The sequence below is a fragment of the Rhizobium sp. SVR5-9E genome (assembly GCF_056755095.1).
Window position 1 is genome coordinate 64,058 of record NZ_JBNDHS010000001.1, and the last position, 19,403, is coordinate 83,460.

General features: G+C 59.9%; 20 protein-coding genes. 16 read left to right on the plus strand and 4 right to left on the minus strand.

Annotated elements, in window-relative coordinates:
- Nucleotides 1–12 precede the first annotated feature (12 nt).
- A complete protein-coding gene (locus ACPYOJ_RS00315) occupies nucleotides 13–480 on the plus strand; it encodes a Crp/Fnr family transcriptional regulator (protein ID WP_481414447.1) in 468 nt (155 codons plus the stop codon).
- A 78-nt stretch (nucleotides 481–558) separates the two neighbouring features.
- On the opposite strand, the gene ACPYOJ_RS00320 is transcribed toward ACPYOJ_RS00315, so the two are convergent.
- Nucleotides 559–1,551, minus strand: a complete 993-nt coding sequence (locus ACPYOJ_RS00320) for a LacI family DNA-binding transcriptional regulator (protein WP_481414448.1) — start codon at nucleotides 1,549–1,551, stop codon at nucleotides 559–561.
- A gap of 217 nt (nucleotides 1,552–1,768) precedes the next feature.
- Here ACPYOJ_RS00320 and ACPYOJ_RS00325 point away from each other — a divergent pair, with 217 nt between their 5' ends.
- Genes ACPYOJ_RS00325 through ACPYOJ_RS00335 form a run of 3 tightly spaced genes read left to right on the plus strand, consistent with a single transcriptional unit; the run spans nucleotide 1,769 to nucleotide 5,647 of the window.
- Nucleotides 1,769–3,370: a sugar ABC transporter ATP-binding protein gene (locus tag ACPYOJ_RS00325; RefSeq protein WP_481414449.1), complete on the plus strand. Its 1,602-nt coding sequence runs from the start codon at nucleotides 1,769–1,771 to the stop codon at nucleotides 3,368–3,370.
- Nucleotides 3,367–4,692, plus strand: a complete 1,326-nt coding sequence (locus ACPYOJ_RS00330; protein ID WP_481414450.1) for an ABC transporter permease — start codon at nucleotides 3,367–3,369, stop codon at nucleotides 4,690–4,692. Before ACPYOJ_RS00325 ends, ACPYOJ_RS00330 begins: the two co-directional genes overlap by 4 nt.
- The gene (locus ACPYOJ_RS00335; RefSeq protein ID WP_481414451.1) at nucleotides 4,679–5,647 is read left to right on the plus strand and encodes a substrate-binding domain-containing protein; all 969 of its coding nucleotides are present in this window, start codon (nucleotides 4,679–4,681) and stop codon (nucleotides 5,645–5,647) included. Before ACPYOJ_RS00330 ends, ACPYOJ_RS00335 begins: the two co-directional genes overlap by 14 nt.
- Before the next feature lie 186 nt (nucleotides 5,648–5,833).
- Here the strand turns inward: ACPYOJ_RS00335 and ACPYOJ_RS00340 are convergent, their stop codons facing one another.
- Nucleotides 5,834–6,784 (minus strand): LysR family transcriptional regulator, encoded by a 951-nt coding sequence (locus tag ACPYOJ_RS00340; protein WP_481414452.1) that lies wholly within the window; start codon nucleotides 6,782–6,784, stop codon nucleotides 5,834–5,836.
- Between the two features lie 133 nt (nucleotides 6,785–6,917).
- Between ACPYOJ_RS00340 and ACPYOJ_RS00345 the strand changes: the two genes are divergently transcribed.
- The 4 genes from ACPYOJ_RS00345 to ACPYOJ_RS00360 all read left to right on the plus strand — a co-directional run bounded on the left by ACPYOJ_RS00345 (nucleotide 6,918) and on the right by ACPYOJ_RS00360 (nucleotide 10,014).
- Nucleotides 6,918–7,613 carry a nitroreductase gene (locus ACPYOJ_RS00345; RefSeq protein ID WP_481414453.1) on the plus strand — a complete coding sequence of 232 codons (696 nt, stop codon included), beginning with the start codon at nucleotides 6,918–6,920 and terminating at the stop codon, nucleotides 7,611–7,613.
- 21 nt (nucleotides 7,614–7,634) lie between these two features.
- A complete protein-coding gene (locus tag ACPYOJ_RS00350) occupies nucleotides 7,635–8,183 on the plus strand; it encodes a 4-hydroxylaminobenzoate lyase (RefSeq protein WP_481414454.1) in 549 nt (182 codons plus the stop codon).
- Between the two features lie 424 nt (nucleotides 8,184–8,607).
- Nucleotides 8,608–9,297, plus strand: a complete 690-nt coding sequence (locus tag ACPYOJ_RS00355) for a GntR family transcriptional regulator (protein WP_481414455.1) — start codon at nucleotides 8,608–8,610, stop codon at nucleotides 9,295–9,297.
- A 42-nt stretch (nucleotides 9,298–9,339) separates the two neighbouring features.
- A complete protein-coding gene (locus ACPYOJ_RS00360) occupies nucleotides 9,340–10,014 on the plus strand; it encodes a GntR family transcriptional regulator (RefSeq protein ID WP_481414456.1) in 675 nt (224 codons plus the stop codon).
- Nucleotides 10,015–10,023: 9 nt separating this feature from the next.
- Here the strand turns inward: ACPYOJ_RS00360 and ACPYOJ_RS00365 are convergent, their stop codons facing one another.
- The gene (locus tag ACPYOJ_RS00365; protein ID WP_481414457.1) at nucleotides 10,024–11,916 is read right to left on the minus strand and encodes a bifunctional sugar phosphate isomerase/epimerase/4-hydroxyphenylpyruvate dioxygenase family protein; all 1,893 of its coding nucleotides are present in this window, start codon (nucleotides 11,914–11,916) and stop codon (nucleotides 10,024–10,026) included.
- Nucleotides 11,917–12,162: 246 nt separating this feature from the next.
- On the opposite strand from ACPYOJ_RS00365, the gene ACPYOJ_RS00370 reads away from it, so the two are divergent.
- From ACPYOJ_RS00370 to ACPYOJ_RS00405, 8 genes are all read left to right on the plus strand, one after another.
- Nucleotides 12,163–12,993 carry a transporter substrate-binding domain-containing protein gene (locus tag ACPYOJ_RS00370; RefSeq protein WP_481414458.1) on the plus strand — a complete coding sequence of 277 codons (831 nt, stop codon included), beginning with the start codon at nucleotides 12,163–12,165 and terminating at the stop codon, nucleotides 12,991–12,993.
- A gap of 105 nt (nucleotides 12,994–13,098) precedes the next feature.
- Entirely contained in the window at nucleotides 13,099–13,542 is a 444-nt protein-coding gene (locus ACPYOJ_RS00375) for a type II 3-dehydroquinate dehydratase (protein WP_481414459.1), read from the plus strand.
- A gap of 9 nt (nucleotides 13,543–13,551) precedes the next feature.
- On the plus strand, nucleotides 13,552–14,220 hold the full coding sequence (locus tag ACPYOJ_RS00380) for an amino acid ABC transporter permease (protein ID WP_481414460.1): 669 nt from the start codon (nucleotides 13,552–13,554) through the stop codon (nucleotides 14,218–14,220).
- 11 nt (nucleotides 14,221–14,231) lie between these two features.
- Nucleotides 14,232–14,873: an amino acid ABC transporter permease gene (locus tag ACPYOJ_RS00385; protein ID WP_481414461.1), complete on the plus strand. Its 642-nt coding sequence runs from the start codon at nucleotides 14,232–14,234 to the stop codon at nucleotides 14,871–14,873.
- A gap of 76 nt (nucleotides 14,874–14,949) precedes the next feature.
- A complete protein-coding gene (locus ACPYOJ_RS00390) occupies nucleotides 14,950–15,678 on the plus strand; it encodes an amino acid ABC transporter ATP-binding protein (RefSeq protein WP_481414625.1) in 729 nt (242 codons plus the stop codon).
- An 18-nt stretch (nucleotides 15,679–15,696) separates the two neighbouring features.
- Nucleotides 15,697–16,773, plus strand: coding sequence for a Gfo/Idh/MocA family protein (locus ACPYOJ_RS00395; protein ID WP_481414462.1), 1,077 nt, complete (start codon nucleotides 15,697–15,699; stop codon nucleotides 16,771–16,773).
- Between the two features lies 1 nt (nucleotide 16,774).
- A complete protein-coding gene (locus tag ACPYOJ_RS00400) occupies nucleotides 16,775–17,605 on the plus strand; it encodes a shikimate dehydrogenase family protein (RefSeq protein ID WP_481414463.1) in 831 nt (276 codons plus the stop codon).
- Between the two features lie 327 nt (nucleotides 17,606–17,932).
- Entirely contained in the window at nucleotides 17,933–18,544 is a 612-nt protein-coding gene (locus ACPYOJ_RS00405) for a GntR family transcriptional regulator (RefSeq protein WP_481414464.1), read from the plus strand.
- A 41-nt stretch (nucleotides 18,545–18,585) separates the two neighbouring features.
- On the opposite strand, the gene ACPYOJ_RS00410 is transcribed toward ACPYOJ_RS00405, so the two are convergent.
- The gene (locus ACPYOJ_RS00410) at nucleotides 18,586–19,401 is read right to left on the minus strand and encodes an FAD binding domain-containing protein (protein WP_481414626.1); all 816 of its coding nucleotides are present in this window, start codon (nucleotides 19,399–19,401) and stop codon (nucleotides 18,586–18,588) included.
- Nucleotides 19,402–19,403: the final 2 nt, after the last annotated feature.

A 19,403-nucleotide genomic window follows, 5' to 3' on the forward strand; every position in this document is an offset into this window, starting at 1 on the left:
GGTAAAACACTCATGCTGTTGAGAGATGAAGTCGAAATGCTGCGTCGGGTGCCGATCTTTTCAAGGATTGCCCCGGCCAAACTCAAGCTTTTGGCTTTCACCTCGGACCGGATGACCTACAAGTCCGGCCAAGATCTTTTCCAGCAAGGCGATCCCGGCGACGCCGCCTATGTCGTGCTTTCCGGCACGGCCGACATTCTGGTGCACTCGCCGGCGGGCGACATAAAGGTCGCCGATGTAGAGGTTAATTCCATCGTCGGCGAAATCGCTATTCTCTGCGACGTATCGCGCACCGCAACCGTGCGTGCGACCTCGCCGCTCGAAGTGCTGCGTATCAGCAAGGAACATTTCCTGAAGCTGCTCAGCGATTTTCCCGAGATCGCAGTCGAGATCATGCGCGTCCTTGCCGATCGGCTGAACCATACGACCGCAGAGTTGACGGCAGCCCGTGCCAAACAGCCGCAAGCGGCCTTCCAGTAAATTTCGATAGATTCCAGCCCAAAAACCCACACGGCTTTCGCCGGCAAGCGGGTGCCAGCGCCCAGCTTCTGCGCGCGATCAGCAAGGCCGGCATGAATCGCGGATCATCAGGCGTCCTGCCAGCACGATCTTCCGGCTCGGCGGCTCATTGCGCCCGGCAATTCTTTCAAGGATCAACTGTGCCGCCTGCTCCCCGATGGCATGGACCGGCTGGGCAATCACCGTCAGGTTTGGTTGGAAAACATCTGCCCAGGGGAAGTCGTCGAAGCTCGAGACCGAAATGTCGTCGGGGCAGCGCAGGCCCATGTCGCGGATCGCCCTCATAACGCCGATCACCATGAGGTTGTTGGCGGAGAAGAGCGCGCTTGGCCGCTCGGGCTGTACCAGGAGCTGCATGGCGGCATTATAAGCGTCGCGTTCCCGGAAGTTGCCGAACCGGATCAGTTCATCACTCAACGGGATGCCCGCGGCTTCGAGAGCTGCTTTGTAGCCGGCAAGACGGCTCCGACCGGTCCAGGTGTCGGGCGAGCCGGAAATATATCCGATCCGGCGGTGACCGAGGCCTATGAGATAGTTGATGGCGTCATGCACCGCACGCTGATTGTCGAGCACGACGGCATCGGCATCGATGCCGTTGCAAATCCGGTCGATGAGCACGGTCGGGATGTCGGTTTTTGCGAGCGAACGTTCGAGGGCATGGTCGTCGCCGGCCGGCGCGATTATGAGGCCATCCACCATGCGGTCGAGCAGGAGTGAAATCTGTTCGTCCTGCAAAACGGGATCCTCGTCGGTGCAGCAGAGCATGACCGCATAGCCCGACCGGTGAAGGACATCCTGGATCACCGAAGTCACATCGGTGAAGAAGGGGTTGGTGATGTCGGCGATGACGAGGCCAACCGTCTTGGTCGTGCCTATCTTCAGGCTGCGGGCGATGGCATTGCGCTTGTAGCCGATCGACTGGATTGCGTGCTCAATCCTGCCGCGCAGCTCAGTGCTGACCGGTGCCGTGCCGTTGACGAAGGCGGAGACGGTCGCAACCGAGACTCGCGCTGTCGCCGCGACGTCGAGCATCGTCGGTGCCGATTTTCTTCGCTTTGACGAAACCGGGTCCATTTTCGAAACGTTTAGAATGCCAATTTCGCTAATACTTACGATATTGGCATCTTTTGGGCAATATCGCAAAATCGCCATCCTCGGAATCGCTTGACAGAATCTAAACGTTTAGATTAGCTTTCTTTCTTCGCTTGTAGCCGCCGCGAGACAGAGATGGGGGGAGGCCGTCATTGTCATGCAGGACGACGCGAATGCTTTTCCCGGGGGCGTCGTTGCGCCTCATCTCCCTGGCGCGCCATTGCTGGCTGCTAGGGAGATTTTCAAGACATTTGGCGGCATCACGGCGCTTGGCGGCGTGAGCTTCGACCTTGTGTCCGGCGAGATACACTCGCTGATGGGGGAGAACGGCGCCGGCAAGTCGACACTGATGAAGATCCTGTCCGGCGTTTATTCCGACTATGACGGAACGATCGAGATCGACGGCAGAAGGATCCGCTTTGCCAGCGTGCGAGATGCCGAGGCGGCCGGTGTGGCAATCATCCACCAGGAGCTCAATCTCGTCCCCGAACTGACGATCGCAGAGAACATGTTCCTCGGGCGCGAGCCGCTGATCGGCGGCCTTTTCGTTGACCGCAAGACCTGCCTTCGTGAAGCGCAGACGCTGCTTGCCCGCCTCGGAATCCAACTCGACCCGGAGGCGAGGATCAGCACGCTGAGGGTTGGCGAGCAGCAACTCGTCGAGATCGCGAAAGCGCTCTCGCTCGATGCTCGCGTTCTGATCATGGACGAGCCGACGTCTGCTCTGTCGCCGGGGGAATGCGAGCGATTGTTCGCGATCATGCGGCAGCTCGCCGCCTCAGGGGTCGGCATCATTTATATATCCCACCGCATCGACGAAGTGATGCAGTTGAGCGATCGCGTGACGGTGTTCCGCGACGGCCGTCACGTTTGGACCAGGGCGATGGCTGACATTGACGAGGATCAGATCATCTCCGCCATGGTGGGTCGCAATCTCCACCGGTCCGAACACGCCCGGGACGGCGCCGATGTGGGTCGTGCGGCCGTGCTTTCGGTCCGCGACCTCACGCTCGCGATTTCGGATCGCCGCGGCTGGAAGCAGGTGCTGCGGGGCGTCACCTTCGATGTTGCAGCCGGTGAAATTCTCGGGATCGGCGGCTTGCTCGGCGCAGGCCGGACGGAAATCCTGCAGGCGATTACGGGCGCGACGGAGGGTCAGGTCGGCGGGCAGATTCTCATCGAAGATAGGCCGGTTGCCGTGACCTCGCCGGTCGATGCGCGTCGCCTCGGCATTGCCTATGTCACCGAGGATCGTAAGGTGCAGGGACTGCATCTTCATGACACGATCACCGATAATGTCGCCCTTCCGCGCGTCGGCCGGCTGGCGCGCTTCGGCATCCGCGACCTTTCGGGCGAGGAAGCGCTGGCGGCGAACGCCGTCCGCACCCTCGGCATCCGGGCGTCCGGCACGGATCAGGTGACCGGTACGCTGTCGGGCGGCAATCAGCAGAAAGTGGTGATCGGCAAATGCCTTGCCGCCAATCCTCGGATCCTGCTTCTCGACGAGCCGACCCGCGGCATCGATGTTGGCGCCAAGAGTGAGATCTACGAGCTGATCTTCCGGCTCGCAGGCGAAGGCATGGCAATCGTCGTGGTAAGTTCGGAAATGCCGGAGCTGCTGCATCTGGCGGACCGCATCCTCGTTATGTCGGAGGGCCGGCAGACCGGCATCCTCGACCGGGGCATGGCGAGTGAGGAGCGCATCATGCAGCTCGCAGCGCCGCGTGCGCTGAGAAGGCAGGGAAAGGTGACTGCATGACGGTCATGAAACTCGTTTCACGCACGAAGCTTTACTGGGGGCTGATCGCCATCTTCCTGATCGGCGTGACCTTGTCGCCCGTGACCTCGTCAGGAAGGAACATCTTCCTTTCGAGCGGCAACCTGCTCGATGTGCTTCGGCAGGTTTCCACGACCGGGCTGATCGCCACCGGCATGACGGCCGTCATCATCACCGGCGGTATCGATCTCTCGGTCGGTTCGCTGATGGCAATCTGCAGCGTCATCTGCGCCATGCTGCTTACCGTGCCGGGCGATACGCCCGCCTTCTTCGTCGGCGTTCCTGCCACGCTGCTCGCAGCCCTCGTGATCGGTGCGGCGGTGACGCGCTTCGTCTTCCTGAACATCGAGAAGAGCCGCACCGGCGTCGCCCATGGCCGCGACCTCACGCTCGATGCGACACGCGGCATCTATGTTCCGGCTTTCGTTGGTCTCGGCATCGCAGCACTTCTGCTTTTCTTCCTGCTGCCGCAGAGCGAGAGCAAGTTCGGCGTGCTCGGCGTACTCTTGGTCGTGCCGGCGGTCGGGCTGCTCTTCGGCGCTATCAACGGCGTGATCATCGTGGTGGGTCGGCTGCAGCCCTTCATCGTGACACTGGCGATGATGGTAACGGCGCTCGGCATCGCACGCCTGACGGCGGGACAAAACAATGCGGTACTACCCGTCTATACCGGCTCCAACGCGACGGCTGATTTCGATATCCTGCGCTCGCTTGTCTTCGGCATCATCCCGATGCCCGGCATCTTCTTCATAACCGCAATCGTGCTCTACGGCGTGGTGCTGAAGTTCACGCCCTTCGGCCGCTTTGTCTATGCGATCGGCGGCAACGAGGAGGCGGCGCGGCTATCGGGCATCGACAGCGGCAGGGTCAAGATCGTCACCTATGCCATGTCCGGTCTGCTCGCGGGCATCGCGGCAATCCTCTACGTCGCGCAATATCGGCAGGGAAAACCCGATGCCGGCGCGGGACTGGAACTCGATGCCATCGCCGCAGTGGTCATCGGCGGCACAAGCCTCATGGGTGGCCGCGGCAGCCTCGCCGGCACCTTCTGCGGCGTGCTGATCTTTGGCCTGCTATCCAACATCCTGCAACTCCACAACATCAACTCGAACCTTCAGCTTGTGCTGAAGGGTCTCATCATCATCGGCACAGTGCTCGTTCAGGAGCGCAATGCACGCGATATTCTTGCGCGCTTCCGGCTCACCATGCCGCGGCACGCGAGATCGGAGGCGTCCGGGGAGGAGCGTCCGCCTAAGGAGACAATGTCTCTCAACACTGGAGGAAACGGAAATGAAACGTCGTGACATGTTGAAGATGGCGGTCGTTACAGCCGCGCTTTTCGCCACCACATCGCTTGTCGCCTCGCATGACGCGATGGCGCAGGACAAGAAGTTGCGCATCGGGTTCTCGCAGGCGACCACGATCGAGCCTTGGCGCGCCCAGTTCAACAAGGACATCATCGCTGAGGCCGCCAACCATCCCGAGGTCGAGCTGATCATCACCGATGGCGAGGACAAGACGGAAAAGCAGGTGGCCGATGTCGAGAACCTGATCCGCCAGGAAGTCGATGCCATTCTGATCTCGCCGAAGGAATCCGCCGGACTGACCGGCGTCGTGTTGCAGGCGATCGACGCCAAGATCCCCGTCTTCGTGCTCGACCGCAACGTCGACACCGACAAATACATCCAGTTCGTCGGCGGCGACAACAAGCTGATCGGCCGCGCGGCGGGCGAATATGCGGTGGAACTGCTCGGCGGCAAGGGAAAGGCGACTGGCAACGTCGTGGAGATCTGGGGCGGTATGGGCACGCAGCCGGCGCATGACCGGCACGACGGTTTCCATGAGTTCACCGACAAGGAGCCGGGCATCAAGAACCTGCTTGACCAGCAGTCGGGCGACTGGAAGCAGGATCAGGCCTATAACATCATGGCGACCGCGTTGCGCAACAACGAGAAGATCGATCTCGTTTATGGGCATAACGATCCAATGGCCTATGGCGCCTATCTCGCCGCCAAGGATGCTGGCAGGGAGAAGGAAATCAAGTTCATCGGCATTGATGCGCTGCCGGGCGAAGGCGTGACCTGGGTGAAGAACGGCGAACTGACCGCCACCTTCCTCTACGCTACTCCTGGTGCGGAAGGCCTGCGTCAGGCGATCAAGCATCTTAACGGCGAAAAGGTAGAAAAGACCGTCGTCCTCGATACGATGAAGGTAACCAAGGAGAATGCCGAACAGGTGCTCAAGGAAAAGGGCATGTAAGTCCGGTGCTGGACCAAAACGGACCGGCGTGCAGCGCCGGCCCGGCGCTCTTTAGTAGGCGTGCTTCATCAAGCACCTTGGAAGCGTCTCCGTTCTGTGAAGGGGACTGGACGCCTCACGCGAGCGACCCGAACATCAGTGCTGTTTAGCGCGATGGTGGTCGCTGGCGGCCGCCGCAGGGCATCCTCAGCCGCTCTGCCGCGCCGCATCTTCGAGCTTCGAGCGCAGCCACCGATGAGCTGGGTCATGACCAAAGCGATTGTGCCATACCATTTGAACGGGCGTCGCAGGCGCCGACCAGGGCAACTCCGAGACCGCCACGGAACCCGATCTGAGAAAGACATCCGCCAGCCTGGCGGGGGCGATCGCCGCCGCTGACGTTCCGGCCAGCAGCGTGGGAAGCGCGAGGAAGTGCGGCTGGACGACCTTCAGGTTCGGTGTCGCCCCGATCTTCGCGAATTCTCCCGCAAGCGTCGCGCGATCAAACATCTCCGTCCGCCGGGTCAAGCCGCGCTCGGATATCGGCCCATCCTCAATGCCGCCCGCTGCTACCACAAAGAGAGGAAGGGCGGAAAGCTGATCGACGGTGATGGGGCGACCGGCAAGGGGGTGATCAGGGGCGACCATCGCCACGTCCCGCTCATCAAAGAGCAGCTGGGCACGAAGACGATGGGGAATGTCCGAGAAGGAACCGAGAGCCACGTCAACCCGTCCCACATCTATCTGTGCTGTCAGGTCGATCCTTGTCGCAGGCAGGATCGTCACGCCCGCATGCGGTGCAAGTGACGCCAGGGCCCGAAGGAAATGCGGGACCACCACCGCCGTCATATAATCCGTCGCCGCTATGCAGAATTGGCGAGTAGAGGTTTCAGGTTCGAAGACCGGAGAGCCTATCGCCCGCTCGGCAGCCACCAGCGCATCCCGCACCGGCGGCGCCATTTCGGTCGCGCGCGCTGTCGGCGCCATTCCCGCAGCCGTACGGACGAAAAGCTCGTCGTTCAACAGGGCGCGCAGCCGAGAGAGCGCGTGACTAACCGCCGAGGGGCTGAGCCCGATCGCCTGGCCCGCACGAAGCACGTTTCGTTCCCGCATCACCGCATCGAAAACGACAAGAAGATTAAGGTCGAGGTTGTTCATGCACTCACAAGTTCGGTTGCACAAAGGCGCGCAATAATGCATGCCATGCATTTTCATATTGTCAACATTGCACTTCCTGAAACAAGCCGGCCGGGCGATGCTCGGGGTGTCGAACTACTAACGGACGCCAGCGATGACCAGCGACCCAGATACAGTCTCCGCCGTTGACCACGTCATGCGCGGTCGGTTTGCCAACCGGTTTTACGTGGATCGCACTGTAGACTTTGTGACGGTCACCCAGATCATCGACGTAGCACGTCATGCCGCGACAGGAGGGAATGTGCAGCCCTGGCGGGTACATCTGGTGACGGGCCATGCCAAAGCGGCGCTGGTCGGAGCGATCGGAGTTGCGCATGAGACCGAGGCCGGTGCCCACTCAGCCGAATACAATTATTTCCCGGAAAATCTGCCGGAGCTTTATGCGTCGCGCCGGCGGGAGTTCGGCGCCGTCTTTTATGGGTCGATTGGCATTGACGCCAAGGATCACGTCGCGCGCGCCGCGCAGACCGCGCGCAACTACCGGTTCTTCGGTGCTCCGGTCGGCCTCATCTTCACGATCGACCGACACCTGGAAAAGGGAAGCTGGCTCGACCTTGGCATGTTCATTCAGAACGTGATGCTGGCCGCGCGGGCACGCGGTCTCGACACCTGCGCCCAACAATTCTTCGCCCGCTACCATGCCGTCATCCGCCACCATCTGCCGCTCGCACCCGAGGAGATGGTGGTCTGCGGCATGTCGATGGGATTTGCCAACCCCGAAAGGTCACAGCAACGACCGCCGATGCCGAAAGCGCCGATCGAAGACATCGCTTCATTTCACGGCTTCTAAGCCCTTCCTGGAGGAACTTTCATGACTGAACGTGACGAACTGATCGAGGCAACAATTGCTTTCATCGATGAGATAAAAGACAAGACGCCGGGCGCGGAAATGGAGCGTTGGCTGAACGACAAGCACGGTCCTGGCAGTGCGATCTACGAAGACCTCGCACGCCGTGTGAGGCGCGGCGTCGAGGACGGCTGGGCAGCCGACGTCGAGATCAGCGGGCGGCATTACCGGCGCAGCCGTCTTCTCGAGCCTTCCGCGAGAACGCATTATTTCAGTCTAACGACCGTCTACATGGACAGCCGTCAGGGCCGCCTCCCCGCCGACCAGAAGCCGGATTTGGCTCACGCTTTCCGGGGAGACTATCATCTCCATCCGTATGGCGAGTTCAACCTCGTTGTGCCATTGGAGCCGACCGCCGAACTGATGGGGCCGCTGGGATGGCGGCATGCCGGATGGACGGCGCCCGCCCCCGGCAGCCATCACTATCCCGAGGCCAGGGGCGGCGCGCTGATTGCCTTCTTCCTCCTGCCTTCCGGGCGCATCTCCTATGACATCGAGGCACCGGACAGCTGACTTGGTCAGATGAATCCATCCGCCAGCAGACCGGAACGCAAGCTTGTCGTCGATGGTTGTGTCCATGGCTGTGCGGCAGTCTTCCTTTCCAGCTAGCATTGATGAGGCATCCGTGCCGAACAGCACGGATGCCTTTACTAATGGTAAACGGGAAAGCTTGATGGGCTACCCCGATGGCTTTTCTGAAAACCACCTAAGCACCCTTTGGACGCAGGATTCTAATCGCAATGGACGAGGCTGGCGCTTCTGCTTGCCTGGCTATTCGGCTGATTAGGCCACGGAGATGGATGCGTACGCTCCCTACTCCCGACACGACGGTCAGAGACCCAGGAAACCAATTCCAGATCCGCAAAGCAGGGAGTCCCTGATTGAAAGGAGCGGCCATTCGATATATATGACATAATTGAAAATCTTTGAGGAATTCATGCAAGTCGAGCTTCCGATCGAAACCATCGCAGAAAGCAGTTACCGGCGGATACGTGGCGACATCATTTTTGGCCGTCTGCTTCCGGGCCAGAAGCTGAAACTCGATAATTTGAAGGCCTACTACGAGACCAGCGTCAGCACGTTGCGGGAGATCCTGAACCGCTTGACATCCGAAGGGCTTGTTGTGGCGGAAGGCCAGCGCGGTTTCGAAGTTGCCCCGATATCGGTTGCCGACCTTCGGGAGATTGCGGCACTTCGGCTATTGTTGGAGGAGCACGCGCTTGAGCAGTCGTTTGACCAGGGCGACGTGGAATGGGAGGCCCGGCTCGTGTCCGCCCATTACAAACTGGCGCGAATGGAAAAGATGATGGCTTCGGGCGACACCAGCAGAGCCGAAGACTGGAAACGCTACGACTGGGAATTTCATCAGGCCCTGATATCCGCCTGCGGATCCCGTCTGCTCATGGAGACACATTCCGCCGTCTTCGACAAATATTTGCGGTATCAGATGGTTGCCCTCTCTTATCGTGGAGATGTCGCGGAACAGGAGCATAGGCAGCTTCTGGGCGCCGCGTTGCAGCGTGACAGCAAGACCGCAAAGAAAGTCCTTCAGCGCCACATCCAGGCAGGGGTGGAGCACGCGCTCGGAAAAGGACTGCTATCAGCCCTTCCCTCGCAAGCAGGATAGCGTCTTGCCGCACTCGCATGCTTGCGCGAAGCAGAGGATTACATGCTCAAAAATACTGGTGAACCTTCGGAGACCGTGAGCGACGTCGTGTTCCGGCAGATCCGTCAAGATATCATCTCGGGGGCCCTGGCGCCCGGTGCGAAAATCAAACTGGAGCAAGCCAAGGAACGCTACTCGATCAGCGTTTCGTCGCTGCGCGAAATACTGAGTCGCCTGACCACGGAGAACCTGGTGCTGGCCGAGGGGCAGCGCGGCTTCGAGGTCAGCCCTGCGTCCCGCAAAGAGCTTGAAGAGCTCGCCGACCTGCGCACGGTGCTGGAAACCCATGCGATCGGCCTGTCCTTCGCGGCCGGAAATCTCGAGTGGGAGGGGCGCATCGTTGCAGCCCACCACAAGCTGGCGGCGGCGGAGAGGAAGTTGCTTGCAGGCGATGCGTCACGCACCATCGACTGGGTTCGCTATGACTGGGAATTTCACCAGGCGATCGTCTCGGCCTGCAATTCCGCGACGCTGATGGCGGCGCTTTCTTCCGTGTTCGACCGGTTTTTGCGTTACCACATGCTGGCCCAGAGCTTTCGCGGCAAGGCCGTCGTCGACGACCACAAGCTCCTGTTCGAACTCGCCCTGAGGCGCGACATCGAGGGGGCTCGAGCCGTCATCCGCCGGCACGTCCAGAGCGGCGTGGAACATGTCCTGAAAAGCGGGTGTATTGCCTGACGGCAGGCATCAACCGGCATCCTTGGGAATGCCTTCGGGACGCATCTGCTTTTTGAGGGCGGCAATGCGGAAAATGGCATTGGACGCACCGTAGCCGCGGTAGCCGCGGCGCTCGACGATCTCGAAGAAGAAGCCCTCGCCATATGTGCCGCTATAGAGCTGGAAATATTCGCCATGCTCGTCGCGGTCGTAGAGGATGTTTTCTGCTTTCAGCCGCTCGGTGAGGTCGGGATCCAGACCGAAGCGGGCCTCGACGTCGTCGTAGTAGTTTGGCGAGATATGGAGCGCCTTGAAACCTCTCTCCCGAAGAGCATGGGCGGTGGCGAATATGTCGTTGGTCGAGAAGGCCAAATGCTGGATTCCCGAGCCGAATTTCTCAGCGATGAAATGACCGGCGAGCGTGCGGCGATTTTCCGCCCCGTTCATCGTGATGCGCAGCGTACCGGACTCATTCTCGACAACCTGGCTGCGCACGACGCCGCTCGGATCGATGATATCGACCATCGGCGTCTTCCTGGTCTCGAAGATCGAGGTGTAGAAGAGCAGCCAGGTCAGCATTTCGTCATAGGCAACTGTCTGGGCGATATGATCGATCTGCTGCAGGCCGGCATCAGCAGCACGACCATTCTTCTCCGAAACGGGCTCGAAATCGATCTCCGAGAAGCGGCCGAGCGGGCTCTTGTCATCGATGAGGTAGACGAGGCCGCCGCCAACGCCGCGAATGGCGGGAAACTCCAGTTCCCCATCGGCGACAGGCTGGCGGAAGGGCTCGGCATCGAGCGCCAGCGCGCGCCGATAGGCTTCGGCAGCATCATCCATGACGAGCGCGAGCGCATAGGCAGATGTACCGTGGACCGCATAGGCCGCGTTCGCAAAGCCAGCAGTATCGACATTGACGAGAATGCGGATATCGCCCTGTTCGAACAGCGTCACCTTCTTGGAGCGATGGACAGCAGCCTTGCGGAAGCCGAGGGCCCCGAGCAGGGCGATCAGCTCGACGGCCTCATCTTCATCGGTGGCAAATTCGACGAAACCGACACCTTTGACGGCAGCGCGTTCTGGCATGGGAACGCCGATCGGCGTCTGGACGTTCCGGCGAACCTGATCGGCCAGATAGATTAGCGACCGGTGGCCGTCGGCGGCAATTGCTCGCGTGGAGCCGCCACGGAACTGGTCGTTGAAGATCTCCAGCGAGAAATAACCATCATAGCCTGTCGAGGCCACAGCCTCGGTAAAGGCCGTGACGGGCAGATCGCCTTCGCCCGGCATATTGCGGAAATGACGACTCCAATAGAGCAGATCCATATCGATCAGCGGTGCATCCGCCAATTGGACGATGAATATTTTCTCCTTTGGAATCGAACGGATCGAGTTGATGTCGATCTTTCGTGACAGGGAATGGAAGCTGTCGAGAATAAGTCCGACATTGGGATGATCGGCGCGGCGTACGATCTCCCAGGCGTCGCGATGGTCATTGACATAACGCCCCCAGGCGAGCGCCTCGTAACCTATCTTCAGGCCACGTTTGGCTGCGCGCTCGCCAAGCTCGTGAAAGTCGGCGGCCGCGCGGTCAATGCCGCCGAGGGCCGCCTGCGAGACGTTCGAGCAGACGAGAACCATGTCGGTTCCGAGTTCCTGCATGACGTCGAACTTACGTTCGGCCCGATCGAAGGTGCGGCTTCGCAACGCATCCGGCATGCCTTCGAAATCGCGGAAGGGCTGAAAAAGCGTTATTTTCAGCCCCAAATCATTCGCCATCCTGCCAACATCAGCAGGGCTCCCGTCGAAGGCCAGGAAGTCGTTCTCGAAGATCTCGACGCCATCGAAGCCCGCCTGCGCGATGGCTTCGAGTTTCTCCGGCAGTTCACCGCTCAGCGTTACCGTCGCAATCGAGGTCTTCATGATCAACAACCCTTTCCATCGGCAAGACGAGGGCCAGTTGGCTGACTTGAATACAGCCGCCAACCTCCTCCTCATGGCATTATGTCAAATGTCGTGAGCATTTCAATTCAATTGATCAAATCAAAAGTATCATATGATTTTTAAAAACTATGTTGATTTACGCCCAATCCTCTGGCAAACACGTATCATACAGTCGGGAGAGGATGGCTGTTGGGTCGAAGACGACCGCAAAAGGAGGAGGAATCAATGTTCAAGTCGATGCTGACGCGCCGAAATGCCATGCTGGGGGCCGCCGCTATCGTGGCTGCCATCGGGCTCGCAAAGCCGGCGGCCGCCATCACGCCGGAGGAGATCAAGGCCAAAGGAAAGCTCGTCGTTGGCATCCAGGGCGACAACCCGCCGTGGGGCTTCGTGACGAGCGCAGGCAAGCAGGACGGTCTCGACGCCGATATCGCATCGCTCTATGCCAAGGAACTGGGCGTGTCGGTCGAGTTCGTGCCTCTTGAAGTCAACAACCGTATCCCGGCCCTGACGACGGGTCGCGTCGACGTACTCTTCGCGACAATGGCGATGCTACCGGATCGCGCCAAGGCTGTTCAGTTCAGCAAGCCTTATGTTGCCAACGCCATCGTCCTGATCGCCCCGAAAACGATGTCGATCAAGACCAATGACGATATGGCCAATCTTTCGATCGGCGTCGCCAAGGGCGCGGCCCAGGACACGCAGGTCACCAAGAACGCACCACAAAGCGCAACGATCCGCCGCTTTGATGGTGACGCGCCCAGCGTCCAGGCTCTGGTGTCCGGGCAGGTGCAGGCGCTTGGCGGCAACATCTTCTACATGGACCGTGTCGAAAAAGCGCGTCCGGGCGAATTTGAAAACAAGCTCGAATTCCAGAAGCTCTACAACGGCGCCTGCACGCGCCTTGGCGAGAAGGAAATCAACGCCTCGATCAATGCCTTCATCGATAAGATCAAAGCGAACGGTGAGCTCAAGAAGATCTACGACAAGTGGATGAAGGTGCCGGTTCCGGAATTCCCCGCGAGCCTCGACGGCATTCCGTTCACCGTCAACTGAGCCACTCGCTCCTTCAGCAAAGGCAAAACGGGCGGGCATCGCGATGCCCGTCAACGGAATTGCCCTGCCAAAGGCTAGACCTGGCGCGTTTCGAGGAGCGCGATCATGAACAAGACGATATTTGTGCTCAACGGGCCGAACCTGAATCTTCTTGGCCAGCGGGAGCCAGCCATTTACGGCACGGCGACGCTCGCCGATATCAAGGAAAAATGCCTCGCCAAGGCGAAAACTTTGGGCTTCGACGTCGACTTTCGCCAGACAAATTTCGAGGGTGAGCTCGTGGAGAGCGTGCATCAGGCGCGCAACGAGGCCTGCGGCATCATCATCAATCCTGCCGGCTATACCTTCACATCGATCGCCCTGCTCGACGCGCTGAAGACGTTCGATCCGCCGAAAATCGAGCTGCACATATCGAACGTCCATGCCCGCGAAAGCATCTATCACAATTCGTTGGTCTCACGTGTCGCCACCGCGATCATGATCGGCTTCGGCGCAAACGGATACGAATTGGCGATCCAGGCGATGGCCGGCATGGTCAAACGCGGCTGAGGAGAGGCGATGAACTACACCCTGGATTTCACGCCAGTCATCGACGGCTTGCCTGGCCTGCTGCTTGGCTGTCTCGGCACGTTCCTGCTTGCCATTTGCGGCATGCTGCTGGCAATCGTGATCGGCATCGGCGGCGTCGCGTTGCGGGATTCGCCGTTCAAGCCGCTGCGCTGGCTGATCATCGGTTTCGTCGAACTCATCCGCAACACGCCGTTTTTGGTGCAGATCTTCTTTCTTTACTTCGCGCTGCCGCTTGCCGGTATCCGGCTCGACCCAACGCCGACGGCGATCATCGCGCTCGGCATCAATGGCGGCGCCTATGCCATCGAGATTATCCGCGGTGGCGTCCAGTCCATCCCTAGGGGGCAGATGGAGGCAGGGCTGGCGCTCGGTCTGCACAAGGCGCAGGTCTTCCGGCTGATCATCCTCAAGCCGGCGCTACGGGCGATTTATCCGTCGCTGACGAGCCAATTCGTGCTGCTGACGCTGTCGACCAGCATTGCTTCGGCGATCTCGGCCTATGAATTGACATCCGTCTCGCAACGCATCGAGTCGGAAAGCTTCAGGAGCTTCGAGGTCTATTTCACGGTCCTGATCTTCTACCTCGTCATTTCCTGGCTGATGATGCGCCTCTTTGCGCTCTTTTCGGCCCGCTATTTCACTTATCCGGTCAAGTAGGAGCTACCATCATGGGCAGCGAAGAATTCGTTTTCCTTTTGATCGGCCTGAAATGGACCGTCCTTCTGTCCGCCGTCGGGTTCGTCTGCGGTTGCATAGCTGGGCTTGGCGTCGCCTTGGCGCGCACGTCCGAGATACCGGTGCTGGAACGCGCTACGGCCGGCTACATCGCCTTATTTCAGGGCACGCCGCTGCTGATGCAGCTTTTCGTCGCCTATTACGGTCTGGCTTTAATCGGCCTGAAGCTCGACGCCTGGCTGTCTGTCGCCATAGGATTGACGTTGCACGCCAGCGCCTATCTGGGCGAGATCTGGCGAGGTTCGATTGAGGCCGTGCCGCGCGGCCAGACCGAGGCCGCAAAGGCGCTCAGCCTCAAATATGTCTGGCGGATGAAGGACGTGATCCTGCCTCAGGCGCTGCGCATCTCGCTGCCGGCAACGATTGGCTTCCTCGTGCAGCTCATCAAGGGAACCTCGCTGGCCTCGATCGTTGGCTTCACGGAACTCACCCGCGCCGGCAACATCATCTCCAACCAGATCTTTGAGCCGCTGACGGTCTTCGGGATCGTAGGCGCCTTGTACTTCCTGATGTGCTGCCCGCTGACGATCTTCGGCGCGCGCCTCGAAAAGCGATTTGCCGTGTCGGCCCGCTGATGACGCTCAAGCGAAACCACGAGAGATCGATGGAATTCAGACCATGACCAATGCTTCTGCATCGACCGTAGAGACCATGATCACCATGACTCACGTGGAGAAATGGTATGGCGCCTTCCAGGCCCTTCATGACATCAACATGTCGGTCCGCAAGAGCGAAAGGATCGTGCTGTGCGGACCTTCGGGTAGCGGAAAATCGACGCTCATCCGATGCATCAACCATCTGGAGACTTACCAGAAGGGGGAGATCCGCGTTGGCGGCATCCTGATGGGAAACCAGGCAAAGGCGATCGATGCGATCCGGCGCGAGGTCGGCATGGTCTTCCAGCAGTTCAATCTTTTCCCGCACCTGACGGTCCTTGAGAACTGCATGCTGGCACCAATGCGGGCGCTCGGCGTTGGAAAGGCGGAGGCCGAGGAACGAGCCCGGTCACTGCTCGGCAGGGTCAAGATCCTGGAGCAGGCCGGTAAATACCCTGCGCAACTCTCCGGCGGCCAGCAGCAGCGCGTGGCAATTGCGCGCGCGCTCTGCATGCGGCCGAAAATCATGCTGTTCGACGAGCCCACCTCGGCGCTGGATCCGGAAATGGTCAAGGAAGTCCTCGATACGATGATCAGTCTCGCCGAAGAAGGTATGACGATGATCTGCGTGACGCATGAAATGGGCTTTGCCCGCCAGGTCGCTGATCGGGTGATCTTCATGGCAAGCGGGGCGATTGTCGAGGAAGCGCACCCGGCCGATTTCTTCACCAATCCGCGTCATGAGCGCACGCGCAAGTTCCTTGGCGAAATCCTGCGCAACTAGGCCCTCGAGGAAACTTCCATGTCAGAACAGTCGCAGACGGCTCCTTTGAAGATCGCCGTGATGGGCGCCGGCCTCATCGGCAAGAGCCATGTCGAACGCATTTTGGCCGAGCGGCGCACCGTACTTTGCGCCGTCATCGATCCATCAGACGCCGGGCGCGACTTTGCGGCAAGCAAAGGAGCGACATGGCATACGACCTTTGCCGAAGCTGCCGCAAACGAGCGTCCGGACGGTGTCATCATTGCAACGCCGAACCAGCTTCATGTCGCAAACGCCATGGAGGTCATCAAGGCCGGCATCCCGGTCCTCGTCGAAAAGCCGATCGCGGATGATGCCGGAGCCGCCGCCATGCTCGTTGACGCTAGTGAAAGAGCCGGCGTCCCAATTCTTGTCGGCCATCATCGTCGCCACAACCCAATGATCCAGGCAGCGAAGCGCGTTTTGGAAAGCGGCCGGCTCGGCAAGCTCCTGACCGCTCACGGAAGCTTTTGGGTGGCCAAGCCAGACGACTATTTCGACGTCGCATGGCGACGCCAGGCAGGTGCCGGGCCGACCTTTATCAATCTCATTCATGACGTCGATCTCTTCCGGTATTTCTTCGGCGAAGTTGAAAGCGTCCATGCGATGGAATCGAATTCCCTCAGGAGCCACGCGGTCGAGGATACTGCCGTCGTCCTGCTTCGGTTCAGCAGCGGCGTTCTCGGCACGTTGAATGCCTCCGATGCCGTCGCATCTCCCTGGAGTTGGGAAATGACCACCGGCGAAAATCCGGCTTTTCCACGGCAGGATCAGACTTGCTACCAAATCGGCGGAACCGGCGGTTCGCTCGCAATTCCGCAACTTGCGCTTTGGACCAATGCATCGAGGCCTGATTGGCTGGAACGGTTGGTCGAAGAACACGTGCCATTCACGCCGGCTGACCCTCTGGCCGCGCAGCTCAAGCACTTCTGCGAAGTCATTCGCGGCAGCGCCGAACCGCTGGTCAGCGGCCGGGAGGGGCTTGCGACACTTCGCGTCATCGAGGCGATCAAGTCATCGGCCCGATCGGGTCAGACGATCCGCTTGAGCGACGCTGACATGCGACGAGGTCACTGACATGATCAGTGGAACCACGCAGTTGATCGCTCATCTCGGCTATCCAACGGAGTCATTCAAGGCGCCGCTGATCTACAACCCTTATTTCGAAAAGAGGGGGATCGACGCGGTCGTCGTGCCGATGGGCTGCAGGCATGAAGACTATCCTTCCTTCCTCAAGCTCGTCTTCCGGCTTTCGAATATCCGCGGCGCTCTGATCACCATGCCGCACAAGATCACGACGATGAGCCTGCTCGATGAGGTTTCGACCAACGCCAGAGTGGCAGGCTCCTGCAATGCGGTCAAACTTGGAGCCGACGGCAGACTGGTCGGGGACATGTTCGACGGCGAAGGCTTCGTTCGAGGTCTCCTGCGCAAGGGGCAACAGGTAACGGGAGCGGACGTGCTCGTCGTGGGTGCTGGCGGCGTCGGATCTGCTATCGCCGCCTCGTTGGCCGGTGCAGGCGTGCGCCGGATTGCGCTTCATGACGACAACAAGGCGACATTGAAGGGGCTTCGAAACCGTCTCAACACATACTATCCCGCAACCGACGTGGCGATCGGTTCGACAGATCCCGCCGGCTTCGACATCGTCGTCAACGCGACACCTCTCGGGATGCGGAAAGATGACCCGTTGCCACTGGATGTCGCGCGCCTGTCCTCCACCACGTTCGTGGGCGAAGTGGTCATGAAGGAAGAGATTACGCCGCTCCTTGCTGCGGCGCGCGCTCGAGGCTGCGCGTTCCAGGTTGGAACAGACATGTTGTTCGAACAAATACCAGCGTATCTGGAATTCTTTGGCTTCCCGACGACCACTGCGGACGATCTGCGCTCGATTGCTCTGTTCCCCTGAAGGGCGGTTGGCCGAAACGATCGAAAGATCCATATCTCCCTGACGGGATGTGTCCGGCGCGGGGCCGATCGGCTCGTTCAGTGTCTTGCTATTGAGTGCTTCTGACCGAGGCCATCCGCGGCGGTTGCGGGCCGACATCGGTCTTCATGGACCGAAACCCAATCGCCCCTGCCCGCAACAAGCCCCCACAGTTCCAACACACAGAGTCAGCCGGCGCCTGCCCCGCAAGCCAGCGCACTTGACGTTATATTTCTGGAAATATAACGATGCATTTGTTGCAACACAACGCCAGCCCAGTCATGGGAGAGTTTCGAAGAGAGATGCGCGATGTCCGGTCTTGGTCTGAATGTTCCACGTGCGGTTTCGCTCCGCCAGCAAGTCACCGACAGCCTGCGTGCCTCCATCATTTCGGGGACTCTTCCTCCTGGACAGAAGCTGATCGAAAGGGAAATCTGCGAAGAAATGCGGATTAGCCGGACGGTGCTGCGTGAAGCCCTCCAGCATCTGGAAGCGGAGGGAATGATCGTCAATGTGCCGCCCAGGGGCCGATCGGTGGTGGCCATTACGCCGAAAGAAATCCGTGAGATCCTGTCCGTTCGACGCGCGATCGAAGCCCTACTGATTAGCGATTTTAGAAGAAACGCCAGCGAAAGTCAGGTCGTCGAACTGCGCAGACGGCTTGACGACCTCGAAACGGCTAACGAAGACGAGACAATGGCGATCGAGGATCAGATCTCGACGCTGATCATGGACGTGAGCGGCAACCGGACGGCGTCTGATATGTTAGCGCAGCTCAACAATCGCATCGTCCTATCGCGCCGCCTGTCCCGGTCGGACCCCATGGCGGGCGCCAAGAGACAGGCCGAACTGAGAGCCTTTCTCGCTGCGGTCGACGAAAGCAAGAGTGGTGTTGGAGGTGCCAAGCGGGCATCACGATAGAGGCACTGGGCTCCGGTCCTCCGAAGCCCGTGTCTATTTCCTCAGTCGATATGGACGCCGCCGATGTTTGCCACGGCGCGGCGTGTCATAAGCTCTGCCAGGTGCGCACGATATTCGCCGGATGCATGCATGTCGCCCATCATGTCAGCAGGGTCGAGATGCAGCCCGTCCAGAACGCCCGGCTCCAGCCGCCCGCTCAGTGCCTCCTCGGCTTCGGTCCAACGAAAGACGCCGGAACTGCCAGCTCCGGTAATCGCGACGCGCACAGAACCGTCGCGAAGCTTCGAAACGAACGATGCGGCCAGCGAATAGCGTGACGCAGGATTGCGGAATTTCGCATATCCGGCGATCTCTGGAATCTTGAATTCCAGCCGCACGAGAATTTCACCTTCCTCCAACGCCGTCGTATAAAGGCCGGCAAAATAGTCGTCGGAAGATATCGCCCGGCGATCCGTATGGATTGTCGCATCGAGACTGAGAACAGCCGATGGGTAATCTGCTGCCGGGTCATTGTTGGCGACCGAGCCGCCGATCGTTCCAACATGCCGTACCTGCACGTCGCCGATCGAGCCCGCAAGTCCGCACAACGCTGGTATCGCCGCCGCTATCTCACCGGAGCCCACGACCGTCGCGTGCGTCGTTGCCGCGCCAATGACGATCCTGTCGGCCGCGACAGAGAGACCGGAGAGCTCCGGAATACGACGGACATCGATGAGGTTTGCAGGCGCGGCCAGACGCCCCTTCATGGCTGGGATGAGAGTGTGGCCGCCGGAAAGGTAGGCCGGCTCGTCACTGCTTGCGAAAATCTCCGCAGCCTCGGCCAATGTCTTCGGGCGATGATATTTGGTCTCGTACATGT

Coding starts and splice junctions, on each gene's coding strand:
- ACPYOJ_RS00400 (WP_481414463.1), top strand. CDS start 16,775: ATGATCAGTGGAACCACGCAGTTGATCGCTCATCTCGGCTATCCAACG.
- ACPYOJ_RS00370 (WP_481414458.1), top strand. CDS start 12,163: ATGTTCAAGTCGATGCTGACGCGCCGAAATGCCATGCTGGGGGCCGCC.
- ACPYOJ_RS00380 (WP_481414460.1), top strand. CDS start 13,552: ATGAACTACACCCTGGATTTCACGCCAGTCATCGACGGCTTGCCTGGC.
- ACPYOJ_RS00355 (WP_481414455.1), top strand. CDS start 8,608: ATGCAAGTCGAGCTTCCGATCGAAACCATCGCAGAAAGCAGTTACCGG.
- ACPYOJ_RS00350 (WP_481414454.1), top strand. CDS start 7,635: ATGACTGAACGTGACGAACTGATCGAGGCAACAATTGCTTTCATCGAT.
- ACPYOJ_RS00345 (WP_481414453.1), top strand. CDS start 6,918: ATGACCAGCGACCCAGATACAGTCTCCGCCGTTGACCACGTCATGCGC.
- ACPYOJ_RS00335 (WP_481414451.1), top strand. CDS start 4,679: ATGAAACGTCGTGACATGTTGAAGATGGCGGTCGTTACAGCCGCGCTT.
- ACPYOJ_RS00320 (WP_481414448.1), bottom strand. CDS start 1,551: ATGCTCGACGTCGCGGCGACAGCGCGAGTCTCGGTTGCGACCGTCTCC.
- ACPYOJ_RS00365 (WP_481414457.1), bottom strand. CDS start 11,916: ATGAAGACCTCGATTGCGACGGTAACGCTGAGCGGTGAACTGCCGGAG.
- ACPYOJ_RS00340 (WP_481414452.1), bottom strand. CDS start 6,784: ATGAACAACCTCGACCTTAATCTTCTTGTCGTTTTCGATGCGGTGATG.
- ACPYOJ_RS00390 (WP_481414625.1), top strand. CDS start 14,950: ATGATCACCATGACTCACGTGGAGAAATGGTATGGCGCCTTCCAGGCC.
- ACPYOJ_RS00325 (WP_481414449.1), top strand. CDS start 1,769: ATGCAGGACGACGCGAATGCTTTTCCCGGGGGCGTCGTTGCGCCTCAT.
- ACPYOJ_RS00315 (WP_481414447.1), top strand. CDS start 13: ATGCTGTTGAGAGATGAAGTCGAAATGCTGCGTCGGGTGCCGATCTTT.
- ACPYOJ_RS00360 (WP_481414456.1), top strand. CDS start 9,340: ATGCTCAAAAATACTGGTGAACCTTCGGAGACCGTGAGCGACGTCGTG.
- ACPYOJ_RS00405 (WP_481414464.1), top strand. CDS start 17,933: ATGTCCGGTCTTGGTCTGAATGTTCCACGTGCGGTTTCGCTCCGCCAG.
- ACPYOJ_RS00385 (WP_481414461.1), top strand. CDS start 14,232: ATGGGCAGCGAAGAATTCGTTTTCCTTTTGATCGGCCTGAAATGGACC.
- ACPYOJ_RS00375 (WP_481414459.1), top strand. CDS start 13,099: ATGAACAAGACGATATTTGTGCTCAACGGGCCGAACCTGAATCTTCTT.
- ACPYOJ_RS00410 (WP_481414626.1), bottom strand. CDS start 19,401: ATGTACGAGACCAAATATCATCGCCCGAAGACATTGGCCGAGGCTGCG.
- ACPYOJ_RS00330 (WP_481414450.1), top strand. CDS start 3,367: ATGACGGTCATGAAACTCGTTTCACGCACGAAGCTTTACTGGGGGCTG.
- ACPYOJ_RS00395 (WP_481414462.1), top strand. CDS start 15,697: ATGTCAGAACAGTCGCAGACGGCTCCTTTGAAGATCGCCGTGATGGGC.